General features: G+C 31.1%; 33 protein-coding genes and 1 riboswitch. Of the genes, 5 read left to right on the forward strand and 28 right to left on the reverse strand.

The window, feature by feature from the left end:
* Window positions 1-58: 58 nt before the first annotated feature.
* The 9 genes from mgtE to ACX0KU_RS14000 all read right to left on the reverse strand — a co-directional run bounded on the left by mgtE (window position 59) and on the right by ACX0KU_RS14000 (window position 7,058).
* Entirely contained in the window at window positions 59-1,402 is a 1,344-nt protein-coding gene (gene mgtE, locus ACX0KU_RS13960) for a magnesium transporter (RefSeq protein ID WP_472990580.1), read from the reverse strand.
* A 63-nt stretch (window positions 1,403-1,465) separates the two neighbouring features.
* Window positions 1,466-1,626: riboswitch (M-box (ykoK) riboswitch) on the reverse strand.
* Window positions 1,627-1,725: 99 nt separating this feature from the next.
* Window positions 1,726-2,124: a metal-dependent hydrolase gene (locus ACX0KU_RS13965; protein WP_472990581.1), complete on the reverse strand. Its 399-nt coding sequence runs from the start codon at window positions 2,122-2,124 to the stop codon at window positions 1,726-1,728.
* A 335-nt stretch (window positions 2,125-2,459) separates the two neighbouring features.
* Window positions 2,460-3,398, reverse strand: a complete 939-nt coding sequence (locus ACX0KU_RS13970; RefSeq protein WP_472990582.1) for a hypothetical protein — start codon at window positions 3,396-3,398, stop codon at window positions 2,460-2,462.
* Between the two features lie 14 nt (window positions 3,399-3,412).
* Window positions 3,413-4,099 (reverse strand): GGDEF domain-containing protein, encoded by a 687-nt coding sequence (locus ACX0KU_RS13975; protein ID WP_472990583.1) that lies wholly within the window; start codon window positions 4,097-4,099, stop codon window positions 3,413-3,415.
* A 38-nt stretch (window positions 4,100-4,137) separates the two neighbouring features.
* Window positions 4,138-4,407: a LytS/YhcK type 5TM receptor domain-containing protein gene (locus ACX0KU_RS13980; protein ID WP_472990584.1), complete on the reverse strand. Its 270-nt coding sequence runs from the start codon at window positions 4,405-4,407 to the stop codon at window positions 4,138-4,140.
* Window positions 4,408-4,679: 272 nt separating this feature from the next.
* A complete protein-coding gene (locus tag ACX0KU_RS13985) occupies window positions 4,680-4,817 on the reverse strand; it encodes a DUF4180 domain-containing protein (protein WP_472990585.1) in 138 nt (45 codons plus the stop codon).
* A 176-nt stretch (window positions 4,818-4,993) separates the two neighbouring features.
* Window positions 4,994-6,340 carry a B12-binding domain-containing radical SAM protein gene (locus ACX0KU_RS13990; protein ID WP_472990586.1) on the reverse strand — a complete coding sequence of 449 codons (1,347 nt, stop codon included), beginning with the start codon at window positions 6,338-6,340 and terminating at the stop codon, window positions 4,994-4,996.
* 45 nt (window positions 6,341-6,385) lie between these two features.
* The gene (locus ACX0KU_RS13995) at window positions 6,386-6,595 is read right to left on the reverse strand and encodes a helix-turn-helix domain-containing protein (RefSeq protein ID WP_017413346.1); all 210 of its coding nucleotides are present in this window, start codon (window positions 6,593-6,595) and stop codon (window positions 6,386-6,388) included.
* A 10-nt stretch (window positions 6,596-6,605) separates the two neighbouring features.
* A complete protein-coding gene (locus ACX0KU_RS14000; protein ID WP_472990587.1) occupies window positions 6,606-7,058 on the reverse strand; it encodes a DUF2975 domain-containing protein in 453 nt (150 codons plus the stop codon).
* Window positions 7,059-7,257: 199 nt separating this feature from the next.
* On the opposite strand from ACX0KU_RS14000, the gene ACX0KU_RS14005 reads away from it, so the two are divergent.
* A complete protein-coding gene (locus tag ACX0KU_RS14005) occupies window positions 7,258-8,205 on the forward strand; it encodes a DUF2935 domain-containing protein (RefSeq protein ID WP_472990588.1) in 948 nt (315 codons plus the stop codon).
* A gap of 139 nt (window positions 8,206-8,344) precedes the next feature.
* Window positions 8,345-8,962 carry a nitroreductase family protein gene (locus ACX0KU_RS14010; protein WP_472990589.1) on the forward strand — a complete coding sequence of 206 codons (618 nt, stop codon included), beginning with the start codon at window positions 8,345-8,347 and terminating at the stop codon, window positions 8,960-8,962.
* Between the two features lie 315 nt (window positions 8,963-9,277).
* On the opposite strand, the gene ACX0KU_RS14015 is transcribed toward ACX0KU_RS14010, so the two are convergent.
* Complete coding sequence (locus ACX0KU_RS14015) at window positions 9,278-10,150, reverse strand: LysR substrate-binding domain-containing protein (protein WP_472990590.1); 873 nt, start codon at window positions 10,148-10,150, stop codon at window positions 9,278-9,280.
* A 164-nt stretch (window positions 10,151-10,314) separates the two neighbouring features.
* On the opposite strand from ACX0KU_RS14015, the gene ACX0KU_RS14020 reads away from it, so the two are divergent.
* A complete protein-coding gene (locus tag ACX0KU_RS14020) occupies window positions 10,315-11,337 on the forward strand; it encodes a YeiH family protein (RefSeq protein ID WP_472990591.1) in 1,023 nt (340 codons plus the stop codon).
* Between the two features lie 636 nt (window positions 11,338-11,973).
* On the opposite strand, the gene ACX0KU_RS14025 is transcribed toward ACX0KU_RS14020, so the two are convergent.
* The 3 genes from ACX0KU_RS14025 to yaaA are packed head-to-tail and all read right to left on the reverse strand — an operon-like array spanning window position 11,974 to window position 13,171.
* Window positions 11,974-12,135 (reverse strand): hypothetical protein, encoded by a 162-nt coding sequence (locus ACX0KU_RS14025; protein WP_472990592.1) that lies wholly within the window; start codon window positions 12,133-12,135, stop codon window positions 11,974-11,976.
* Between the two features lie 36 nt (window positions 12,136-12,171).
* Window positions 12,172-12,363, reverse strand: coding sequence for a YwbE family protein (locus ACX0KU_RS14030; protein ID WP_472990593.1), 192 nt, complete (start codon window positions 12,361-12,363; stop codon window positions 12,172-12,174).
* A gap of 52 nt (window positions 12,364-12,415) precedes the next feature.
* Window positions 12,416-13,171, reverse strand: coding sequence for a peroxide stress protein YaaA (yaaA, locus tag ACX0KU_RS14035; protein ID WP_472990594.1), 756 nt, complete (start codon window positions 13,169-13,171; stop codon window positions 12,416-12,418).
* A gap of 383 nt (window positions 13,172-13,554) precedes the next feature.
* Between yaaA and ACX0KU_RS14040 the strand changes: the two genes are divergently transcribed.
* On the forward strand, window positions 13,555-14,145 hold the full coding sequence (locus tag ACX0KU_RS14040) for a hypothetical protein (RefSeq protein ID WP_472990595.1): 591 nt from the start codon (window positions 13,555-13,557) through the stop codon (window positions 14,143-14,145).
* Window positions 14,146-14,312: 167 nt separating this feature from the next.
* Here the strand turns inward: ACX0KU_RS14040 and ACX0KU_RS14045 are convergent, their stop codons facing one another.
* The 4 genes from ACX0KU_RS14045 to ACX0KU_RS14060 all read right to left on the reverse strand — a co-directional run bounded on the left by ACX0KU_RS14045 (window position 14,313) and on the right by ACX0KU_RS14060 (window position 16,913).
* Window positions 14,313-15,410 (reverse strand): Ig-like domain-containing protein, encoded by a 1,098-nt coding sequence (locus tag ACX0KU_RS14045; RefSeq protein ID WP_472990596.1) that lies wholly within the window; start codon window positions 15,408-15,410, stop codon window positions 14,313-14,315.
* Between the two features lie 237 nt (window positions 15,411-15,647).
* Entirely contained in the window at window positions 15,648-16,076 is a 429-nt protein-coding gene (locus ACX0KU_RS14050; RefSeq protein WP_472990597.1) for a transposase, read from the reverse strand.
* A gap of 59 nt (window positions 16,077-16,135) precedes the next feature.
* Entirely contained in the window at window positions 16,136-16,480 is a 345-nt protein-coding gene (locus tag ACX0KU_RS14055) for a transposase (RefSeq protein ID WP_472990598.1), read from the reverse strand.
* Between the two features lie 79 nt (window positions 16,481-16,559).
* Complete coding sequence (locus ACX0KU_RS14060) at window positions 16,560-16,913, reverse strand: alpha/beta fold hydrolase (protein WP_472990599.1); 354 nt, start codon at window positions 16,911-16,913, stop codon at window positions 16,560-16,562.
* A 261-nt stretch (window positions 16,914-17,174) separates the two neighbouring features.
* Between ACX0KU_RS14060 and ACX0KU_RS14065 the strand changes: the two genes are divergently transcribed.
* A complete protein-coding gene (locus ACX0KU_RS14065; protein ID WP_472990600.1) occupies window positions 17,175-17,321 on the forward strand; it encodes a hypothetical protein in 147 nt (48 codons plus the stop codon).
* A gap of 187 nt (window positions 17,322-17,508) precedes the next feature.
* Here the strand turns inward: ACX0KU_RS14065 and ACX0KU_RS14070 are convergent, their stop codons facing one another.
* The 11 genes from ACX0KU_RS14070 to ACX0KU_RS14120 all read right to left on the reverse strand — a co-directional run bounded on the left by ACX0KU_RS14070 (window position 17,509) and on the right by ACX0KU_RS14120 (window position 25,016).
* A complete protein-coding gene (locus ACX0KU_RS14070; RefSeq protein WP_472990601.1) occupies window positions 17,509-17,970 on the reverse strand; it encodes a flavodoxin domain-containing protein in 462 nt (153 codons plus the stop codon).
* A gap of 69 nt (window positions 17,971-18,039) precedes the next feature.
* Window positions 18,040-18,201, reverse strand: a complete 162-nt coding sequence (locus tag ACX0KU_RS14075) for an HAD hydrolase-like protein (RefSeq protein ID WP_472992464.1) — start codon at window positions 18,199-18,201, stop codon at window positions 18,040-18,042.
* A 6-nt stretch (window positions 18,202-18,207) separates the two neighbouring features.
* Entirely contained in the window at window positions 18,208-18,279 is a 72-nt protein-coding gene (locus tag ACX0KU_RS14080) for a hypothetical protein (RefSeq protein WP_472992465.1), read from the reverse strand.
* A 353-nt stretch (window positions 18,280-18,632) separates the two neighbouring features.
* Complete coding sequence (locus ACX0KU_RS14085) at window positions 18,633-20,546, reverse strand: EAL domain-containing protein (RefSeq protein ID WP_472990602.1); 1,914 nt, start codon at window positions 20,544-20,546, stop codon at window positions 18,633-18,635.
* A 237-nt stretch (window positions 20,547-20,783) separates the two neighbouring features.
* Window positions 20,784-21,908: a radical SAM protein gene (locus ACX0KU_RS14090; RefSeq protein WP_472990603.1), complete on the reverse strand. Its 1,125-nt coding sequence runs from the start codon at window positions 21,906-21,908 to the stop codon at window positions 20,784-20,786.
* 194 nt (window positions 21,909-22,102) lie between these two features.
* Window positions 22,103-22,867: an ABC transporter permease gene (locus ACX0KU_RS14095; RefSeq protein ID WP_472990604.1), complete on the reverse strand. Its 765-nt coding sequence runs from the start codon at window positions 22,865-22,867 to the stop codon at window positions 22,103-22,105.
* Window positions 22,868-23,629, reverse strand: coding sequence for an ABC transporter ATP-binding protein (locus ACX0KU_RS14100; RefSeq protein WP_472990605.1), 762 nt, complete (start codon window positions 23,627-23,629; stop codon window positions 22,868-22,870).
* 76 nt (window positions 23,630-23,705) lie between these two features.
* Window positions 23,706-23,894: a cysteine-rich KTR domain-containing protein gene (locus ACX0KU_RS14105; protein WP_472990606.1), complete on the reverse strand. Its 189-nt coding sequence runs from the start codon at window positions 23,892-23,894 to the stop codon at window positions 23,706-23,708.
* A 91-nt stretch (window positions 23,895-23,985) separates the two neighbouring features.
* Entirely contained in the window at window positions 23,986-24,336 is a 351-nt protein-coding gene (locus tag ACX0KU_RS14110) for a DUF1048 domain-containing protein (protein ID WP_472990607.1), read from the reverse strand.
* A gap of 9 nt (window positions 24,337-24,345) precedes the next feature.
* Entirely contained in the window at window positions 24,346-24,693 is a 348-nt protein-coding gene (locus ACX0KU_RS14115; RefSeq protein WP_472990608.1) for a DUF1048 domain-containing protein, read from the reverse strand.
* Window positions 24,690-25,016 carry a PadR family transcriptional regulator gene (locus tag ACX0KU_RS14120; RefSeq protein ID WP_472990609.1) on the reverse strand — a complete coding sequence of 109 codons (327 nt, stop codon included), beginning with the start codon at window positions 25,014-25,016 and terminating at the stop codon, window positions 24,690-24,692. Before ACX0KU_RS14120 ends, ACX0KU_RS14115 begins: the two co-directional genes overlap by 4 nt.
* Window positions 25,017-25,102 lie beyond the last annotated feature (86 nt).

Genomic DNA, 25,102 nt, shown 5'->3' on the forward strand with positions numbered 1-25,102 from the left:
TTTAAGGGACTTGTACTAATTTGCTATAGAAATGCATACCGAAATATTAGGTTAATTTTTACATTAGGAGAGGCAAAAACATCTTTGCTAATCCTAAGAATAGAAAAAATCCAAAAACATCTGTTGCTGTTGTTAAAAATATAGCGGATGCTAAGGCAGGATCTATATTCAAAACTTTTAATATTAAAGGAATTAAAAATCCAAAAAATCCAGCTATAACTAAATTGCCAATCATAGCAGCAAAAATTATTAATCCAAGATAAGGATTACCGTATTTCATATAAAGTATCATACCGGTTAAAATTCCAGTAGCTGCACCATTAATTATACCAAGTGCTATTTCTTTAAATACTAGTTTCCAATTTTTTTTTAAATCGACTTCTCCAAGCGCTATCCCTCTAATTACCAATGATAATGTTTGAGTGCCTGCATTCCCACCCATACCTGCAACAATAGGCATTGCAGCTGCTAAAGCAACTACTTGAGCTATAACATCTTCAAACAATCCTACAGTAAAAGCAGCTAAAAAAGCAGTTCCGAGATTAATAAATAACCAAGGTAATCGTTTCTTAATAGATGTGGTTAAGGTGCTGTCTACTCTCTCTTCCTTACTTACACCACCAAGCCTCAACATATCCTCTGTTTGTTCCTCAACTATAACATCAATGATATCGTCAACTGTTATAATACCTAAAAGTGAATTTTTCTGATTTATAACTGGAATAGCCTTTAAATCATATTTTGAAACAAGTAGAGATACTTTTTCTTGATCCTCTTCAGGATTAACTGAGATTATATTATCATTCATAATATCAATTAACTTTTTTTCCTCTGGAGCAAGTAGTATGTCTCTTAAATCTGCGGTTCCAATTAATTCTTTACTTCTATTTAAAACAAATATTGTTTCGATTACTTCTGTTTTAGGCCCAATTTCTTTAATCTTCTTTAGTGATTCACCTATAGACAGATCCCCTTTTAATGCAATATACTCTGTTGTCATAATACCGCCAGCACTATCTTCAGCATATCCTATTAATTCCTGTAGCTGTTTAGTATCTCCAGCCTTCATCATCTTTAATAAATCTTTTCTCATTTTTATAGGAAGATTGCCTAAAATATCAGCTATATCATCATTAGACATATAAGAAAATAACTGAACTATAGATTCAAAATCAAATAATTTAATAATTCTAATTTGTAATTCCTCACTGGCCTGTTCTACAATTTCGGCCATAAGTTCATTATTTATTGACCCATAAAGTTTTAGTAAACTCTCATCATCAAATTCTTCTAAAATAATAGCAATATCTATAGGATACATATTATCAATAAGGTCATATAGTTTTTCTTTATCGTTTTCCAATAAGCTATTTAGTATTGCTTCTTGTCTTTCTTCAGTCATCTCTATCCACCTCATTTAAATAAAAAAAACTTCATCAAACCTGAATATGATGAAGGTATTATAAATAATACTTTCTCGTTCAAGTTTTAGCTCTACTAGGCAGTGAAATTGCGTTAGATTAAACCTTCTTGTTCGGCAAAACCTGTTAACCAGTGCAGAATGTTTCCATTCTTTTACGGTAGCAACCCATATCCTTATAGTAGCCTCACCTACCGAGGATTATTAATTTCATTAAAAGTATATTATTTTTGTACTACAATGTCAATGTTTCAGAAATAAATATAAAAAATAATATTCCACATGAAAATCCCTTATATTAATCCTTACTTACCTATTATTATAAATACTGCCCAATATATTAAAAGCAGTAGTATAAATAATTCTATATCTCCACCTGTTTTATCTAATTTAATACCATATTTCTTTTTAATAAAAGGATACATTAAGGGCGCTCCAGTCACGGTAAGCACGTCTAGAATCAAGTGACTCAGGTAAGAGATACCCCATACCATAGCTACTCTTGGATATACTAAGTATAAAAAAATAGTGCTCACTACTAAAGCTAGAACTGAATGTGTAATGGTTCTATGCTTTAACCCAATCTTAGAATCTATATCAGGAATAGTAGATCCTATTAATCCAATAGCTGATATTAATCCTGTGTTTTTAATCACCGGTGCTGCTACTAATACCCCAACTAACATATGTGCTTTCTTTAACATAATATTACCTTCCCATCTAAAAGAATATGACAAAAGGTATCTAACTTTTTTAGATACCTTTACATATATTTACTGATATTATTTTATTCAAATTTGAGATAAATATACAGAATAGTGCCATAGGAGAAATTTCTCCAAATAACTTCTTAGAGCCTAACTTAATTAAAATATAAAGAGAATGACTATACTACTTTTATATTTATAAAAAATACACCCTAATGGGTGTAACCTGATGCAAGTATATTGTCTTTTCTAAAATGTCTTATTTCTTTCTTAGATAGCAGTATGCTTCAATATTATTACCTCTTATCTTCAGTACTCTTATTTTACGCACCTTAAAATATTATCAAATGTAGAACTGCTCTAAGGAGTATTCCAAAAATAGCACCAATTATTGCCGGTTTAGCTACTGTGGCAACCTTTGGACCTGCAGACACTAAGATAGCTACTCCTACAGGATCTAATACATTTATTGTCATCCCAGCCATTCTATTTAACTCTACAGCAGTTAGCGCCCCTTCTTTAACAAGGTCTAAAACTACTGCCATCATAGCAGTACCACCTGCTAGATATTTACTAATTATAGGTAGTACTGCTATACTTGGTATATCTATAAGTGCAAAAAATGGAGAAGTTAATTTTTCTACCAAATTAATAGCACCTATATCTCTCAAAATATTAACTAAAAATATAGATAAAACCAATGGTGGAATTGATTTTAAAGCTATATCTAATCCCTCTCCCCCTCCATCAAATAATATTCTAACTATATTTTCCTTTTTAGTGCCTACATTAATATTAATTTTATTACTACAACTTTCATCACCAGTATTATATTTTTTTGTTAATTTATAAGCCACAAAGGCTGCAAGCAACCCTCCTAAAATTGAAGTAAGTATAATAACAAAAACATTTAGCCCTACTACAGCTAAAGGAAAAATAGCATTAGCTTGAGACATTACTAGTACTGCTGCTAATGTTGATGCAGTCATGCTTAAACTTATACCTTTGTCCTGCTCTATTATCTTAAAGGTTGTCAATGGAGCAGCAAAACTCACTAGCAATACCTGTAGTATTGCAAATATACCTAACCCAGGCAGTCCAAAAATAATCAATATAGGTGAAGTCAGTACAGCTATCTTTTGTAAAATCCCTTTTTTCTCGATCAGTCTCATAAAAGCCATCATAATAACCATTACTGGCATTAATATATAAAGAGACGTGTTTATTCCTGATTCACCTGATTTCAATATTAAATTTACAATTGTTTGCATATTATCCCCCATTTCTAGCTTTTGTTTATTACAAAACATGATTGATCTGAACAAACTTTATTTCTTCCTATTCTTTTTGCAGCGTATAGTTCTGTATCAGATTTTTCAACAAGCTTTTCTAATTCCTTTACAGTTTCAGAATATGATGCAACTCCAATAGAAACTGTAATGTTTATTTGAGTACCTGTAGATAATATAAAAGGATGAATCTCCACATTATGTCTAATGCGCTCAGCTATGCGTACTGCCTGAGAGTTTGGACAATCTAGCAATAATACTGAAAATTCTTCTCCACCATTTCGAGAAACTTCATCAAAGCTTCTGCAGCTTTTACATAGTATTTTCCCTAATTCTTTTAATACTACATCTCCCTCTTTGTGTCCGTATGTATCATTAACTTTCTTAAAAAAATCTATGTCTACCATTAGAATAGAAAGGGTTTCATCCTTTTCACGTACATTTTTCATAGCATTATTAAGAATAAGGTCAAACTGTCTTACGTTATTTAAGTCTGTAAGAAAATCCTTAGTGAACTCTTTCTGCAATCTTCTAAATATACTGTTAGCTATAAGGCTATAGCTTACGTACGTGAAAGTTATTGCTGAAACGATACCGTATGCAGTCCAATACATAATCATTATAACTAAAAAACCAGTTATACTCTTTAATAAAATTGTAAGCATTATACTTGAAGTAAACAAAACAAGGATGGTTGAATATGTCCACTTTTTCCAAGAAATTATTTTATTCCTGATATAAAAACTGATACGCCTCCTCCAAAAACGGTTGGCATTATAATAGCTATATTACGAAAATCTATAATTGTATCATTGTGCACCTTAATAGCAAACATCATAAGTATAATCCCTAACATACCTGAGACTATTCCAATAACTATCTTAACTTTTATAGAATATAGTTCTTCAAGGTTGTATTTTTTCACGACTTGACTTCCCAAACTAATGAAAGTTATGAGAATAGTCATATTTACAAATAAATCTTCTAACAAGATATCCCCCCTATTATCTATAAAATTTACCTAAAGTTATTTTAAACATTCATTAATTTAGATTAACTTTATTCATAAAAAAATAAATATTTACTAATTAATTATATGCATTTTTTCGACTTATAACAACTGTATTTAACGAAAATCATATTAAAGCTGTGGTGTTAGTATATTTTTGTTGAAAAAAAATCCTCCCACCTTTAAGATTAAGCTGGAAGGAAATTATTGAAAAACACCCAAAATATTAATATTTTTAAATCCTCATCACTCGGTTAATAACATATACTATAATTACTAAATTTCTGCAGAACATCACCAGCAATACCGCTACTAAGTCTAAATAACTCTTCGCTCTCAATATATATAAGTGAATCATTTTTTCCTAAAAAAGTGTGAATCTTTAAATTCACTTTTCAAGCTATTTGTATCCTTAATTACAATTGCAGATTTAATATGATACATCATAAATTTTTAAAGAGTTGGAGAAAGAAGCAAAGAACCTCGATTTCTCAAGATTCTAATTATATTTCCTTTTTAGCTTTACTTCATATTAAATATGTGTTTTAAAACATAAAAGCTCCACAGCCTACTTTATAAAATAAGCCAACCTTCTAAAAAATCTTCCTATATTTTTAAAAGAAACTATATCGCACAATAATTCAGTGAACTTTCCAAACTTCCTATAAAAAAAATTAAATGCCAGAAAGGGAATCCATTGCTTCTTAGATTTTGGTAGTCTCTTTATTATATTTTTAAAGGTGTACACTTCTTTATATATCCATAGATAGCCATTATATAATTCTTCTAATGTCATATTCTTAGGTTTATATACCACATGGGCAGTATTATAGTTTGACAAATTAAAATCTACAATTCTATTTTCCTCTATTAATGATGAATATAACTTTGTACCAGGATATGGAGTAAGTATATGGGAAGTTACCGTTTCTATCTTATTTTTAACTATCCAGTCTAATGTACTCTTAAATACAGAGACATCATCTTCATCTAATCCAAAAACAAAACTTGCATTTATCATTATTCCTCTTTTATGAATTTCATCTACGAGTTTTTCATATCTATTTACACTATTTTGCACCTTATGGACACAATCTATTGACTTACTATTTATACTTTCAAAACCTATAAATAGACTCTGACAACCAGCTTCCTTCATTTCATCTAACAATTCAGGCATGTCCACAATATTAGAAGTAACTGCTGCATTCCACTTTAGTTTAAGAGGTTTTATTTCCCTTAATAATCTTTTTGTCCATTTTCGATTCCCAATGAAATTATCATCAATAAACATTACATGCCTTGTTTTTAATGTATTTATATCTTTAATTACATCCTCTATAGGTCTATTAATATAAGTTTTAAGTACACTTTTGCAACTATTATAGCAGAAATCACATTCAAAAGGACATCCCCTACTTGTACTGATTATATTAGTATATAAATACTTCTTATTATCAATAATGTAATAGTTAGGTGATACTATTTCTTTACCCTCAATACTTTCCATATCATAATATATCTTTTTAAGTGAATTATTTTCTTTATCACTAAGGATTTTTCCCCAAACTCTCTCAGCCATTCCCACGCATATTGCGTCAAAATTGTCAGAAGCTCCTTCTGGATCTGCTGTAATATGTATCCCCCCTGCAATTACTGTTACTCCTCGTTTTTGGAACTCCTTTGATATTTCTACTGCTCTATTCATAACATCTACAGTAACGGTTATTGCTACCAAATCCACAGGTTCATCAAAATCTATATTTTCAATATTTTCATTCTCAATAATAACCTGATGTTTCTTTTGTGTAAGACTTGCTATTGTTAATAAAGCTAAGGAAGGAGACATTCTCGTTTTTAACTTTGTATCCATAGGTCTTGGTAACATTTTAGGTTGAATTAATTTAATCTTCATATATTATCTCCTTAAATAAACTTTACTCAAATTTTATCTAATCCACTATGTGTCATTTCTGTATTCTAAAATATCACCTGGTTGGCAGTCCAAAGCTTTGCATATTGCCTCTAAAGTTGAAAACCTAATGGCTTTCGCCTTTCCGTTCTTTAGTATAGAGAGATTTGCCATGGTTATTCCAACCTTCTCTGTAAGTTCTGTTACACTCATTTTCCTTTTAGCCAGCATCACATCAATATTAATTATAATCGCCATAGTCTTCACCTCACACTGTTAAGTCATTTTCAGATTTTATATCAATAGCATCTTGTAAGAGCCTTTGAAGAACAGCGGCAAAGACTGCAACTACAACTGAGGCAAAAATAATGATAATTGGAAATCCTATAAGACCTGGGGCATCGTCTGCATCTGCTATTGGAAATAAGAATGGTATAAGTACTGCATATATAATACTGATTGTATTTGCACAATATTTTATATACTTTAGAGCCTTTACGGATAATTCCGAGAAAGCTTTATTCTTATCAATATAGCTTAAAAGTTTCAAAGCCTGATAAAGAGCAAAAAAATACGTTATGGCCGTTGCATACACACCTATTAAAATAAAAAAATGTAGGTAGTTTACAAATCCAGGCACCCAAAATATACACAAAGCAAGAACTGGAATCCCAATAAGAATCACAGCTATCCTTAAGAAAATTGTTGAATATTGTTTCATAAAAAGCACCTCTCTTATTTATCGTTAATTTGATTTTAACATATCATTTATTGTTTTACAATAAATATTTATTACTTATTATTGATTTTATATTGTTATTGCCAAGCTTCCATTACTTCTTCAACATACACTATTAAGCACAATTATCTCCGTTTTTAATACTATAATACTGATAATATTATTTACGGAGGTAATTGTTTTGTTATCAAAACAAGAGTTTATTAAAGTTTCTATAGAAACAAATCTTTTTTTTCAAAGAATTATGAAGGAGCATTTATTTTTTATAGAAACTAATTTACAACCAGTTGAAACTGCCTATATTGCAGAAGCTAATATGTTAAAACTGAATTTTGAACAACTTCTGAATGAAACAATATATTATGCTAATGGGATTATATCTGAAAATGCTATTAAATCAAATGAAATCGTTACTCCATACACTTTAAAAGCGGAACAAGTAACTTCAAAATTAACTGGAGCGAGGATTAACACAGAAATTACTTGGAATGAATATAAATTATTAGGTATTTCAATGAGAGCAGCAGAAACAAATCCAATGTTAAATGAAGCAAATCTTAACAATAGCTATTATAGCGAATGGTTAGAAAATATAATATTTAATTTAAATACAAAATCATATGCTCTGCTTCAGAGAGTAATTGCATTTAAAAAGAAACTATTAGCTCTAGCTTTAGAGTGTAAAATTTTTATTACCCTATACCCTGAAATGCAAGAACATCTTATCCATGAATCTGAATACTACCTAGAAATATTAAAATCTCTTCAAGAGAAAAATCTACCAAAGAAAACTCTATGTGAAGAGCTTAACTTTTGGAATCATATAATGGGAGAACATGCAGAGTTTATTGATGGAATGTTAGATCCTACAGAGAAAAATCTAAAAAAAGTGGCAGAAACTTCTGCAAAAGGCTTTGAAAAGCTAGTGGAAGAATGTATTAAAATAGCTGAAAATGAAATTGTTCAAAGAAGCTTAGAATCTACAGAAGAAATCAAAGCTTTTAAAAAAGCATCCACGGAAGGCTTATTAGAATGTAAAATTAAATCTATTATCCCTCCACTGTTAGCAGATCATGTTTTACGTGAGGCCAACCATTATTTAAGATTATTAAAAATGATAAATAAGTAATAAAGCAAACCATTTACTCGTATTAAAGCTATGTTTCAATAAGATGGAATCCCAAAACATTTTATATTTTAATATGAATATTCATATCACCTATGGTAGATGACAAAATCGTATAAAATAATGATAGGAGGATTCTATAGTGGAACTAGTAGAAGCAATAAAATTAAGAAGAAGCATACGAAAATTTAAGCCTGATCCTATACCTGAAGGGTATATTACAGAATTAATTGAAGCAGGAAGATTAGCACCATCTGGTACCAATTTGCAGCCTACACGTTATGTAGTGATAAAAAGTGAAGGAGCAAGGTCAAAATTGAATGAGTGTACACCACTACCTTTTGTAAGCTCTGCCCCAGTAGTACTTGCTTGCTGTGTTGATACTCATTCAATGGCTTCAATTGGAGATAAGATGAAAGAATTAAGAAAAGCTAAAGCTTTTATAGATACCCCACTTGATGAAGACACAAAAAATTATAGTGCTGATAATAACAAAGAAAGTAATATAGATAGTGCTGCTATAAAATCTTGCTTATATCTAAATGCGGCTATTGCTATTGATCATATAACCCTTAGAGCTACAGACCTAGGTCTTGGAAGCTGTTGGATTATGATGTTTGATAAGGATAAGGTTAAAAATCTTTTGGGCTTTGATGATAGATATGAGATTGTAGCCCTTTTACCCATCAGTTACCCAGATCAGTCACCTTCTCAAAGACCAAGGTTAGATATTAATGAAGTGCTTATAAAAGAAATTTAAGTTTTATAAATAAAAATACTTATAAAGAATAAAACTAAGTAGGATAGCTTGTCACTCCACTTAGTTTTATTCTTGGTTAAACATATTTAGTTGTCTCAAGCCACTTTGTAACCTCTTCAGATTCAAAAGTACCATTTACAGCAACGCCAGGCTGTATTATAGTCAAAGGAATAATTCTTATCAGGAATTATCTCTATTATAGTCCCTCCAGTCTGTATTGCTATTTCTAATGCTAAATTCGCTGTATTTTGAAAAAGCGAATAATAAGCAATCAGTATATTGCTTATATATATTACTTCCTTTCTTAAGTTACCATTAATATCTTTGCATCAATCTTTGATAAAATAGCTCATTTTTTTCTTTCATTAAACTGTTGCTAGGATAAATAAAATATAATGGTCGATGGATAGAGTAATTTTTTATCGTAAGATAACATAATTCTCCTCTTTCAACCTCTTGTCTTGCAACTTCTTCATACATAAATGAAATAGCATCTGAACTTCCTAACACTTTTTTTATAATTCCAAAACTGCTGATCTCATAAATTTTAGAAACTGAAAGTATAGAATCATTATTTTGATATAAATAATTGTGATATATTTCTCTAGTTCCAGACCCTTCCTCTCTTAAAATCAAGGGATATTTATGGATTTCAGATATTGTAACTTCCAAACCTTCTAAAGGGTGACCCTTTCTAGCTACCGGAAGAAACTTAGTATTATAAAACTCATAAAAGTTAAATAATGATTTATCAAATATTCCCTCAATAAATGCACAATATAGTTCATTATTTAATAGCATTTCAATGATTGATTTTGTATTTTTTACTGTTACTGAAAACAATTCATCATAATGAACCAAATAAGAACTTAAATAAGGTGGTAAATAATAATCCGCTACAGAAAGTGTTGCACCAATTTTAATTGGTGTTTCAACTTTTTTAATTTGATTTATAAGTTGTTTTTCATTTGCAATTTGAAAATTAGCATAGTTATAGAGAGCTTCTCCTTGAGTAGTTAATTTCACTGATTTTCCATTGATATCAATCAGACTACAGCCATAATATTCCTCAAGTTTTTTTATATGCTGAGTAACTGCAGGTTGCGTTAAATTCAATTCGGCGGCTGCCTTTGTGTAATTTTTATGTTGTGCTACTTTTAAGAATGTGAATATCTTAGCATCAAGCATATATACCTCCGTTCCGAGACTTAAAGAACTACATTAAACCTAATGTTCTATTCTTGCTTTATACTTTTAACTATAACATATATTTATATATAATAATATATCATAATTTGAATTTATCGTTCTTTTCATATAAAATCATTCTAGAACATTAAAGGAGGATATTTATGAAAAAAATAATTACTTATATGCCTGGTTTTATTGTAACTTTATTAATTGCATTGTGCGCAAGATGTATAGAATCCTTACTACCACTTCCTCTAATTGGCGATTCCGTTATTGCACTATTTATTGGAATGACAATTAATCAAATAATGAGACCAAATAAAGTGATAAAAGCTGGTTTGAAATTCACTTCCAAAACAGTTCTTAAGTTTTCCATTATCTTATTAGGTGCATCATTAAGTATCGGCACGATTCTTAATGTTGGTCGTTTGTCCCTAATCGTAATGTTATTTACACTTCTTACTTGCTTTGGTGGTGGGCATTTTGTTGGAAAATGGCTTGGTTTAAATTGGAAACTTTCTAATATGATTTCTGCTGGAACTGGTATCTGTGGGGGATCCGCTATAGCTGCAATGGCCCCAATTATTGAAGCAGAAGATAAAGATATTGCATATGCCATGTCAGCTACATTTTTATTTGATATGGCTATGATAATATTATTTCCAATAATGGGGCGCATGATGGGATTAAGTGATATAGCTTATGGCCTATGGGCTGGTACTGCTGTAAATGATACTTCAAGTGTAGTTGCTGCTGGATATGCATTTAGCGAAGTCGCTGGAGATTTTGCAACTATGGTAAAACTGACTCGTACGCTTTCCATTATTCCAACCGTGCTAATATTCTCGCTTATTAATGTACGCGAAAAAGCTAAAAATTCAGGTGAAAGTAGTACAAGATACAATAAGATTAAGATTACATCATTATTACCATGGTTTATATTGGCATTTGTTGGTATGTCATTAATCAAAAGTTTCGGTTTCTTCTCTATTACCGTTTCCACAGAACTGAAAAACATTAGCAAATTCTTAATGGTATCTGCGCTTGCTGCCATTGGTCTTAACACTGATTTTAATGAAATGAAAAAATCCGGTATTAATCCTATGATCCATGGTTTTATCATCTCAACATTAGTAGTTGCTGTAGCTATTATTGTGGAATATTTTATGGGGTTACTTAACTAACATACAATTAAAAGTTAACTTTATTTAATAAACGAGCAGTCGTGTCTCTCAACTGCTCATTTATTAAATAAACAAGAAAGTTTTATACACTCTAGTAATACTAATAATCCTCCTGTATATTACAGAAATATCTTTTATATCAATAGCTTGTTTTTCTACAACTCTATCTTTGGACACTTTCGTCCAATTTCTATTGCAGTATATGTTAATGTCAAACTAAGTCACATCATATATAAAAATAATTTACTTTTAAATAATTAATACTGTGTCTGGAAATTCCAACATCAAGTTATCTACAGAATATTTTGACTCCAATACTTGCATTACCTTTTGCCTTTTCTACTTTTAATTCTACTTGAAGTCTTTCAACCTTTTGATTTAATTGCTTCAGCACCAATTCCACCTGCTATAGCAGATACCCTAAGTCATACTGAAGGACATATTTGATTATTCCGTAAAAAAGATAGTGTCCTTATTGTTTGAGATGCTTTTTCTACTACAAAACAACCTTCTCAAAGGCCAAGATTAGCTATTGATCAGGTTGTTATAAAAGAAATTTAAGTTTTATAAATAAAATGCTTATATAGAATAAAACTAAGTAGGATAGCTTGTCACCCCACTTAGTTTTATTATTGGTTAAACATATTTAATTGTCTCAAGCCACTTTATAACCTCTTCAGATTCAAAAGTACCATTTACAGCAATGCCAGGTAGAATGATAGACTTTGAACACTCTCTAGCTATATCATCTTCAATTTGACAAAATCCCCCGCCTCCATGAGTACAGAAAGGAACCATTGTTTCCTCCTTGTCTAATAATCATTAATACTAATATTATTTTATCTCTTTAACTCTTCCTACAATTCCATTCTCAAGCATAACCTTAATACCATGAGGATGATTCTCTGAGTTTGTAAGAAGTTTTTTTACTACACCTTCAGTTAGCTTCCCTGAACGTTGGTCTTGTTTTTGAACAACAAGCACTTTTGTTCCTATTTTTATATCTTTACGTATCGTTCCATTCATAATTTCCCTCTTCTTTCATAACAATTCATCTCTACATTTTAATGTTGATAAATTATTCATTATTTTTATGAGACCGTATAAATACTATATTATTATTACTTGATGCTTCCTTATCGTAATAATACCCAAGTCTGTTAAATTGCTTAATCTCTGATATATATTCTATCTTATTCTCTGCCATAAAGCGAACCATCTCACCTCTTGCCATTTTAGCATAGGTTCCTTTGGTTGTAATTTTACCTTCCTTATACTCACCAAAAGTGCAATTTATAAATCGCACCTTATTTGTAAGATAATTTTTAATGCATATGCTATACTCCTTAGATGCAAGATTTAATACAACATCCTCATCTTCATATAAATTCCGATACAGGCTATCTCCCCAAAAATCATATAAGTTACTATATTTATTAATTTTAAGTAATGCCTGCATTTCAAGTCGATATGGCACAATTCCATCAAGTGCTCTTAGTATTCCGTAAAAACCTGACAAAATATACAAATGCTTATCTACATAGTCCCATTGTTCATGCTCAAATACATTAGGAGCCATGTACTTATATTGAATTCCTTCATAAGCAAGAAGTGCTGTCGTTAAATTATCTTTAAGCCTCATATTTTTAAAATACTCATAGCTTTTCCTAGCAATTTTATCATTACATTTCCACATAGCTTTTGATTGCTCATAACTTAGACTTTGTATATTTCTCATGAGCAACTCAGTTTTGTCCAAAAAATACGGCATGCTCTGTATCTCAAACTCTGTATCTACATTCATCTTTTTTGCAGGTGATATAATAATTTTCAAATTATTACCTCCAAAATTCATACTTAATCCGACACCTTATTTAGTAATTCTTTAATTATAGGAAAAGACTTCTCCTTTATAAGATATTCTGCTTCTTTTGTAATCTATTCATTATATGTATGTGCCATTATTTGCTTTACTATCTCTACACTTATCATAATAATACCTCAAAACAAAATAATTACACTATAAAAACTAATGCAATTATATTATAATGCTTATTCTTATTACTTTCCACAAAACATAAAAATTCTAATTTCTTTTAAGCATATTATACTAAAAGCATTAGCAAACTAATCTATCATAATATGGCTTAATGAATTTATAATATTTTATTTATTAAAATACTATATCAAATAAAAACACATATAGGTGGTGATTATATGACATCCACATTTTGGAGCAATACTATTTGGTATATACTTTTAGGAGTTATAACTATTATCCAAATAATTGTTGTATTGGAAAAAGTAAAAAATCGAGCATATATAGCTGCGCTGTTCTTCTTTATATCAGGAATGACTTTTAGCATAGAAGTTATCATATATTGCTTTTTAAGATCTTACGATTATTATCCTATGGTTTTTCCCAACTCCCCAATAGATGACGGACTCGCTGGCAATCTTTTTTCTCAGTTTTCAATAACTTCAACAGGCTTATTAATTATAGCTTTTAACCTTAAGTATTACTGGTTCTTTATATTTACAGCACTTTATGGGATTATAGAAGAGCTGTTCTTAAAGTTAGGTATTTATTCGCAAAATTGGTATATAACTTGGATAACAATGATTGGGCTTCCCGTATTATTTACATTTTGGAAAAAAGTCTCCAAAAGTAATTTTGTTTTTAATGTAGGTATCTGGCGTTATCTTTCCATGTTCTTTGGATTATTTACTCTATATATGATTACTATATGGTGGCCTTTTTTAATATTAGATATTGTAAAAATCAATAGCAATATGGTTTCTTTATAGTGTTATTTACATTAGCAATAACTTAAATATAATTCATATCAAACCAGGATGGTTACTTCTAGTTGCAACTATAGACACCTTTGGGATGTTGTTATATGTATATATCCTTGATAAATTATTTACTAAAGCTTCTTCAGTTTATTGAAAGACAATTTGCACCTTAATCCTTAAGGTACAAATTGTCTTTCAACTTTAACTACTACATCATTTTCTGTATATATATAACATAGTGATCCATAATCATCAGAATTTACAATATATTTGAACTGCTGAAAGGGTACTTGTCGGTTATAAATATCTGAACCGTAAGGATCTATATCTATTCCTAATACACTTAAGAATGCTTTCTTAGAGATTTCATAAGTTTTTAACTTTTCACTATCATTCACAATATAGTAATCATTCATTACATAATATTCTCCATCTTCATATACTGCATATCCATCTTTCTTAGCAACTTCTACTGCAGCATCTCCTATTAAAAATTGAATAACATCAAATTCTAAATACCTGTTTCCAGCATTATCATACACTCTTTTTACATATCCTATTTGTTTCACTTTCTTTATTGATATAATTTTAGGTACTACTTTGAAAGTAGCTTTTACCTTTCTCTCATACTTATCCACCATACCTTCAAAGGTGAAAGAGCCTACCTTGCTTGTATCCACCTGTGTATGATTCCATTTAACAGAAACATCCGTATTCTCGTTGTTTATCTTTAAGTTAACACTTTCGGGTAGCTTATAATCATCCATTTGATATATAGTATAATCTAAATTAGTTACTCCTAATTTTTTCTTAACTTCTTCAATAGAGTTTATAATTTCAGAATCATTTACTCCATTAATAGTAGCTAACTTCAAAATAGAGAGTGCATCATCTACCCTCTCTTTCTGTAAATAAATATCTCTTATCTCAATATATGTTTGCTTATTATCTTTATCTATATTTATTGCTTCTTGAAATGCAGTTTGTGATTCTTGATACTTACTTTCCTTCAAGTATTGATTGCCAATTTCAATTTTATTACTTATATTCCTAATCTTTGTATGCCTTTTTAACATACAACCTGTTAGTATTAAAACTCCTACAATTGCTATTTCTAATATAATGAACTTTTTCTTTTGTCTGGATGTATTTATTTTTAACTTATCTTTATTAATATCTTTTATTATTTCATCCAGATGTTCTAATTCTGTCTTACAAAAGCTACAAAATTTAGAATTACTCTTTACCTCTTTACCGCAATTTTTACAGTACATATTTTCCTCCTAAAATTACTCATATAAGTATATGCATTAAGTGGAAAATGTCGCTTATATTTTTAATAATGTATAAAAATTAACGCGTTTAAGGCTTACTTTAAGAAATTTTTTATTATACATAAATATTATTTCTACATATCTTCGTCATATATAGAGAATTCTGTTGGAGAGATTGGACTGCGTCGAGATTTGTCCACTAAAATTCAAACTTTGTTTCAGATAAAATTAGTTGATTTAAGCGGATATTCTATCCCTATGCTGCATACGATACTCAACTGGGCTTAAATAACCCAAGGTTCTATGCAGACGCTTTCGATTATAAAAGAGCTCTATATACTCAAATAAATCATGCTCAACTTCCTTCATTGTATTATATTTTCTCTTGTAGATACATTCTTTTTTTAATGAAGCAAAAAATCCTTCCACGCAAGAGTTATCATAAGGACAACCACATCTACTCATGCTTGATTGTATCCTATTGTTTCGAAGCATCTCGTTGAAGGTTATGCTACTATACTGCACGCCCCTATCACTGTGAAATATTATATTTTCCTCAAATACGGCTCTCACCTGCTTTATCAATGCCTTTTCGGCGAATATTCTATTTTTTTTACATTCCTTCATCTTTAACCATTTATAATATGTACTTGTGCTCAATCCCAATGCAAAGCACATCTCCCGGATAGTAAATCGTCTTCTATACTTATGTATAGCTTCGTATTTTATCCTTGGGGTTGCATAAAGATGTGCAGGGATTTTTTTAATATTTCAACCTTATCTTTTTCTTCCTGAAGCTGTTTTTCCTTTAATTTGAGCTCCTTTTCAAGCTCTTTAACCCTATAGGCTAATTCATTATTAGTTTTCGGATCTGCTCTCTTAAGACCCTTTTCCTCTGCATAACTCGGTAAATTATGTCTCCTTCGGTAATCCCTTACCCAACGACACACTGTATTTATGTCAATTCCTAATTCCTCAGCCATACTTGTAGCTGACTTACCATTTTCAATTATGTGTCTTGCTGTTCTTTCTCTCATTTCTTCTGAATACTTACTATTATTACTTGCCATTCTTTTATCCTCCTATGCATATGATATCATATTTTCATAGTGGACAATTTTCTGAGCAATCCAATTTTGCCACTTGTCTTCATAGGTATCCACTTACTAGAAACAGGTTGATTGGAACAAATTTTTTCTCATATAGATTAAAGGTATTACTACAAGGTGTACCAATAAGTATTAACCCTTTCACTCTCTCCGGATACCTGATTGCCGTCTGTAATGAAATATGTGCTCCCATAGACAAGCCGCAAATAAGAGCATTTTCAATATTCAGATGGTTCATCAAGGCAATCAGATCATCACTAAAATCCACCTGTTTATTCTTTTGAATGATACCACCCCACCCAGTTATTGTAAATGAGTAAACATTTTCTGCATCTTCCTTACTGATATTATTGTTATCCGTTAACTCAGTTATCATCTTATAGTATACAAGCATCATTACCTTTTTTTTGAAAACTTAGGTCTCCACGCTCACTTAGCAAAAACTTACACAATCTTGCATTGTCTTTTAAATACTCAAAGATTTTTTCCGCTGACAATATAAATTTCATATTTGTATTTGTTTTATCAAATTCTTCAAGATAGGTATTTAAATTATCAAGTAATTCGTCCTCTATTTTTTCCTATAAACTCATTTAAATTTAAGAATAATACTATTTTAATTAGGACAATATATCAAAGTGTAGGAGGTGTTATTATGACAATTAATACAACACTTGAAAAGAAAATAGATCAACAACCTGAAGTAGCAAATCAACAACAAATCCAATTTGAAGGCGACTATCATCAAGAAGATTTATTGTTATTAGCTAAAGCATGGGAAATCATTGAACCTCAATCTTAGTACAATTCCATAATGTAATTTATACACTACTATGAGCACTTATTCTCATGTAATAAAAAATACAAGAGAATAGTGTTCAAATTTTTGAAGATATTTTAAAAGAAAAACTTCCGACGTATTGTAATTTGCGTCGGAAGAATGTTGGAAAATGTGAAACTTTTAAATTAATAATAAATATAACTTAAAACTACTCTACTAGACTAACAATAAATTTTTCTGCTTTTTTAAAATCTTTACTATTAGGATGCCCTTGCGAAAATCTTCCTACAATATCAAAAATTTTAATGTTAGTAAATTCTTTTGCATTAAAGCTTCCCTTACATGCAAAACTACCTTTGTTTATTGCTCCTTTTGTCTTTAATAGTTTAATTAGACTATTGTTATAGAACTTCATTCCAATTCCACTTGTTGAAAATACAAAAACATTTTTATTTCTTAGATTTAATTTATCAACCAATTTAAATATCTTAGGCGACAAGCTTTCCTTATATACTCCTGAACCAAATCCAATTAGATCATAATTTTCTATGTTTATATCATTTACATCTCTTATATTTATTAGATCAGAATTAGTTTTTTCAGCAAATATTTTTGCAATTTTTTCGGTGTTATTTTTATAGTCAGAACAACAAATAATTAAAGCTTTCATAAATCATTTCCTCTCACTTAATCTCTAATTATATTATATAATAACAAATTGCAAAAATTCATCCTAACTCTAAAATTTTAATGAAACCAGGATATCTTCCAACCTATGTACTAATAAATCAGGATAAATTTTAATTTCATCTCCTTCTTTATATTTACCTGTCTTCACTAGAACAGAAAAAAGACCAAACTCTTTAGCCCCTTTAATATCAGTTATCACATCATCTCCAATAGCGAGCTACGGAATCCCGTAGCGAAAATCAGTAAAGATGGCACCGCCGAGGTTTCTAATATGAGAAGGTGTTTTCAACCAGCCTAAAAGCCATCATAAGCCTTTTGCAGAACTCCTATATCCAGTTTTTTCATTTTCAAGACTACCTCGGTCACCCTCTGATATTTTTCCCTGTCACTTGATTTAAGCATCTCATTCAAAATCACAGGTACAATCTGCCACGATAATCCATACTTATCTTTTATCTATCCGCACTGCTCTGCCTCAGGTACAACAGAGAGCTTATCCCAGAAATAATCAATCTCTTGCTGGTTTTTACAGTTTACAATAAGTTAAACTGCCTCATTAAAACTGAAAGCTTCTCCTTCTTTATACCTGCTGATCATTCCTATTTATGAATCCTCAAAGAGTTAGATTGCAATACGTAAATTCTATATTAAATTAACATCCATTAAAGTATTTATCTTTAAAAGTTCTATAAACTCTTCCTTTGGCACTGGTTTAGAAAAATGAAATCCTTGTAAAGTCTCCACACCCACCGACTTTAAAAAATTAATTTGTTCTATATGTTCAACGCCCTCTGCTGTAATAGTTGAGTGAAGGTCTCTGCCTAAATGTACTATGTTATTATATATATTTCTCACATCTTGATCATTTGAAATATCATATGTAAGCAGAGAACGGTCTATTTTTATAATATCTGGTTTTATTTCGAGCAATCTTACAAAAGATGAATACGCTGCACCAAAATCATCTATAGCAATTTTAAATCCATATTTTTTATAATTAGATAAAAAGTCATAAATAGATTTTTCCAACAGGTCGTCTTCTGTAATTTCAATAACAACTTGAGCAGGATTTATACCGTATTTATCTGTAATAAGTTTGAGTTGTTCTATTTTTATTCTAGCTAGTGTATAGGCTGAGAAATTTGAATTAAAAACCCATTCCTCATCCGCTAATTGTTTATCTAATAATAATCTAGCAAATTTCATACTTTCTTCAAACATTTGAAGATCAATCATTGTTAACAAGGTCAATTCTTTTGCTTGTTTAATTAAAATATCATTTGGTGCATAGCCATTTCCTAGCCTCATTCTAACTAAAGTCTCAAATCCCTTCATTTGCTCTGTCCCACTGTCTATAAATGGCTGAAAAAATGGTATGAAGCTTCTTGTCCTACAAGTCTTTTCAACGTGTATCTTTATATAATTGGTCATTCTATAATCTTCAACATGTTGTTTAGTTGCTCTAAGAATATGTCCCTTGCCATTGCTCTTAGCTTCATACATCGTATAATCAGTTATATTCACAGCTTCTTCCACAGAGAAAACATCTAAAAGTCTCATTTCTACCACACCAGCAGAAAATGAAAAATCATTTAATACTAACTCTTTTTCATCATTAAGAAATACTTTTTCTAATTTTGTAAGAAACGTCTCTATGTTGCCTTTATATAATATGATAAATTCATCTCCACCAACTCTATAAATATGTTTTTTAGGACACAATTCTTTGAGTCTTTCTGCAAAGGCAATTATTAATTTGTCACCTTCTTTATGATTGATTGTATCGTTTATTTTTTTTAAGTTGTCCAAATCTATATATATAGCAGTAGTTGTATCAATATCGTAACTATCTTTTCTTTTATCAAAAGCTCTTCGATTTGAGAGTTTTGTCAAAAAGTCATAAGATGCCAGAAGGTCACTTTTTATTTTCAGTATACTAAAGATGTAAAGCCAGCTAAGTGGCATCATAATTATTATTATTTCAATTACTCTTCTCTGATTTTTATGATTTTCGATTAGTAAATAGTCAACATTATATTCCTCCGATATAGCTGCTACAAGTTCATTCATACCCGCTGAAATGCTAATAGCCTCCAAATATGCTACGAAACTATTGGAACTATTATTGCCTTTTTCTATTTGTATTAATGGTTTTGATTTAACGCTGTCTTCATTAGCCTCACTTATTACCCCCCTGAGAATATGCTTTTCTTGAAAGTTATCAATGTCCCTCTCATTAAAGTACACTTTGAAGTGAAATATTTGGCCGATCCTTTCAAGTGTTCTAATATAAGCACCATCATAAACTCCATTGTTATTTATAAAAGCATAGGGGAAATAATCCTGTGGTATTGTGATCTCTAAAGCTTCCATATCTGTCATGATTTTTTCAGGCTTCTTTACATTAGATTCTACCCCCGAAATCATAGTATCAAGAATATCATTTGTATGGTCTTGTATCAAATCTATATTACTTCTTTTAGAATAAAAAAAATCACTTAATGAAGTAATAAGAAACAAAATAAGTATTATAATTAAACCTTTATGTAATTTCATGAGGATGACTCCTTTGGTAAATTGTTAGTTTTATCCTGTCAAGTAGAGAATGCTACTCACAAATTATAATTGTAATATTAAATTAAACATTATATCTGTTATTATCTGAAAATATAGCGTCATAAATTTATCTTAGCTATTGTACTATCACCCTTTGATGTCATAATTAAAAACCTCCAAACTGATGTTTTATTTAACATCCATTTGGAGGTTTCACAAACTGTATAACAAGACTCTCTAAAAAATCAACTCTCCTGCTTTGTACCCCTCAGGTAATTCTTCTTCACTTAAAAACTTAAAATTTTCATCACGTAGTATTGATAAAAATACTTCGTATGGAATCCTAGAAAACTCACAGGCATAATTGCTGGCTCCGAACCACTTGCCCTCTTTGCTATTCAAATTTAAATCTCTAGCAAATTTTGTATAGTTTGAGCAATCATGAACTGCTAAATCCCACTTTTCTTCATCGGCAATTTTCATAAATTTCAAAGTTAATTCCCTACTCCAAATTGGAGATATATAGCCATGTCTTGAAATATACATATTTTCCTCATAATAATTACCTATGTTATTCTCATTTAAATGTAATTCTGCGCAATTGATGAAATCCGGTTTTGCCTCTAAGATCGCTTGCTTTTTCTTAAAAAAAGCTTCGAAAAACTCAGGAGTCATTGGAGTTTCAATGCCTACGTTTTTAATATATTTTTTCGCTATTCTAATGTTTTCAATAACTTTATCTGAACAATTAGCGGCACCCAGGTTGAAACGTATCTCATCAAGACCGGCTTCACCTAATGCTCTCAATGTCTCTTCCGTAGCTAGAATACCATTTGTATATAGATGTTGGTGAATCTTCGCATCATTAAATTTTTTTATTACTGAATAGTATTTTTCAATTTCCATGAATGGCTCTAAATAAACGTAGGAAATACCAGTAGGTTTCTTGTAGATTGAAAGAAGTAAATCAATATCCTTTTCATAAAATTTTGTGCCTCCAATTTCCCACATACCTTCGCCAACTGGAGGAATATCATCAAGTGCTCCATAATTATAACAAAACTTACACTCTATATTGCATTTGTTCGTTTTTCTAATTGCACTCAAACCAGTTCCCAACAGACAAGAACGACATCCTTTTGAGAATTTGCTCTCATTTCCCACAAAAATAGTTCTATTATCTAAAGTTTTCAAACCTTTAATTTCCGACATTAACGTGTCATTTCTATGGTCGATTGCTTCCTCAATCTGTGAAAAGGTAGAGTAAATGATTTCTTGTTGCTTTGTCATAACTTCCTCATCCTCTGGTAATATTGAAAAAAACTCGAACCATATCAACGCATCTTTCTTTGAAATTTTCATAATGTATCCTCCTTGTATTCCTCATCCTGCACATAAAGATTATTAATATTTATGCTCCTCTAATTACATTCCTCATTATAGCACACAACTAAATTACTAGTAAGACAGTGGATGATTTTAAATTTTTGATTGACAAAGTATTCTATTACCAATATTTAAGTTATTAAAATAAGCTATTATTCTTTAAAAATAGGTTATATTTTTTTATATATTCTTATTGCAAAGATATAAGCAACAACTATTATTGCTATACACCACGCAAGAGTAGTCCAGATATCATTTCCTACCGGCGTACTTGCTAATAAATTACGAATAGCTTCTACGATAGGCGTTACAGGTTGATTTTCTGCAAAAGCACGTACTACTGAAGGCATAGTAGCTGTTGGTACAAAGGCAGAACTGATAAATGGTAAGAAGATGATCGGGTAAGCGAATGCTCCTGCACCATCTGGTGTTTTAGCAGCAAGTCCTGCAATTACAGCAATCCAAGTCAACGCAAGTGTAAAGATCCCAAGGATTCCAAATACCATAAGCCACTCTAAGATTCCTGCTGAGGAACGGAAACCCATTAATAATGCAACAAGTATAATCACTACTACAGAAATTCCATTAGAGATTAACGAGGTTAATACATGTCCCCACAGTACTGCAGAACGAACGATAGGCATAGAGTGAAAACGTTCAAAGATACCACGTTGTTTATCTGTAAACAAACAGTACGCTACATATGCAATGCCACTACCAATAGCCATTAACATTATGCCTGGTAATAGATAATTAACATAATTTCCTGTACCTGTTTGAATTGCACCACCAAATACATAAACGAATAATAACATCATGGCAATTGGTGTGATACAAACTGTAATAATTGTGTCCATACTTCTAGTAATATGACGCATAGAACGTCCAAACATAACACTCATATCTTTGAAAAAATATTTATTTGTAGATTCCATTTATTTCTCCTCCTTTTTACCAATGATTGTTAGGAATATTTCTTCTAATGTAGGTTGTTTTTCAACATATTCAACTTTTGCAGGTGGGAATAACTTTTTTAATCCTTCTAGTGTATCTAGAGCAATGATTTTTCCCCCATGAAGAATAGCGATTTTATCTGCAAGTTGCTCTGCTTCATCTAAATATTGAGTCGTTAAGAATACTGTAGTTCCTGAAGCTGTTAACTCTTTTACAATCTTCCAAACTTCTAAGCGTGCTTCTGGGTCAAGACCTGTTGTTGGTTCATCTAGAAAAATAATCTTTGGATTTCCAACAAGACTCATTGCTATATCAATTCTTCTTTTCATACCTCCAGAGTAAGTACCTACTCTGTGATCTGCAGCCTCTGACATACCAAAACGATTAATTAAGTCATCTGCTACTGCATTTGGATTTTTAAGATGTCTAAGTTCTGCTATCATTTGAAGATTTTCACGTCCAGTCAAAATTTCATCAATAGCAGAAAACTGACCAGTAAGACTGATAGAACCTCTAATCTCCCTTGGATTTTTTTCAATATCAAAACCATTGATCACAACACTTCCAGCATCTGCTTTAATTAAAGTAGCCATGATTCTAATCATAGTTGTTTTTTCTGCTCCATTAGAACCTAGTAATGCAAAGATACCTCCCTGCTCTACTTCAAAATATACTCCTTTGAGTACTTCTACATCTTTGTAAGATTTCTTTACTCCTTTAATTTGTATTATATTTTTTTCCATTTTCTTTTCCTCCTCTACAATATAGCTTGGATGGTTGTCATAAAGAAAGAGCCGACAACTGTGATTTCACTCACGGTTATCGGCTCTGCATCTTAGTGTCTGGCTCTTTGATAACTGATATATTCAGTTGTTTTACATTAATTATCATTTCCTGTTTACACTTAGGACAAAATAGCGGGAAGTTTTCAAGTATCGTATCAATACCTATCTTAACCCGTGTTTTGTTGCCACAGACTGGACATAATATCCACTCGTATTTACACACTCTACCATCCCCTTACTTGATGTTGTTGTTAACCTCTATCATTTTAATGTCTGCAAACATTAAGCTGCTTTTCAGTCCCGATATCTTCCTTTTACTTTGTTTTATCCGTAACCTTCTTCATAGCCTTGTTAACTTCTTGGTTAACAGATTCTTGATAGATGTCAGCGTAAGTTTTTGAATCTTTAATTAGATCGTCGCAGAAAGCCCCTACATCAGTGCCCGTCACTTCGAGCACGCCTTTCCCCAAAGCCGCACCCTCTTCAAAAAGATCGATAATCCCCGATAACAAACCAATCCCGTTGGTTAGCTCAACAGGACCCACCTTAAAGAGATATTTTTGAATCTCTTTATAAACAATTTGATAATCTTTAGGGAGCGCTTTGACACGCGCCACGTGCGCTCGCCACTCTTTTTTGCCTTCGATGATATCTTGTATTCTCATTTTATCCTCCTATTTACCTAATTTTTTAGCGATATTATTGTTGAGTTGTTTGCGCCACTTGTCACGAAAAGACTTTGCCCCTTCTTCGTCGACTAGCGCTGAACAAAAGTCTTTGATATCGTTACCCAAAACTTCTTGTACACTCTGCCCGTCCGCAACCGTTTCTTCGAGCAGGCCAAGAACACCGTCAAGAATTGGCATCAGGTTGCGCCCGGTAAAATCTGAGTGCTGCCAAAGATTAGCCTTAATTTTTTCCCATGCCGCTTGATAGTCAGCTGGTAGCTTTTGAGCTCGCGATTCAAAAGTTTTCAATTCTTTAGTCATATCACTTCCCGTAATTTTTTCCCAAAAATTCATTTTCTCTTCTCCTTTAACTCGTTAATTTTTGATGATACGAATTCCCATTTTTCCCAAAACTTATATAGCTCCTCACATCCCGCGTCATTGAGCATGAAAAACTTTCGTGGCGGTCCCATATCTGATGGCTTTTTTGTAATTTGCACCAATTTATTTTTTTCAAGTCGCACCAAGATGGTATAGACCGTTCCGTCTACAACATCTGAAAATCCCAACGCATTCAACCTCCTAGTAATCTCGTAACCATATATTTCCTCATGACTGATAATTTCAAGAACACAGCCTTCCAGTACGCCTTTTAACATTTCTGTAATGTTTTCCAAATCAATCACCTCTTCACTATCTAGTATTACCGATATTCAGTATCACTTACTACCACTATATAGTATCACGTAGTAGTAATGGTGTC

The sequence above is a fragment of the Clostridium sp. X genome, assembly GCF_055755365.1.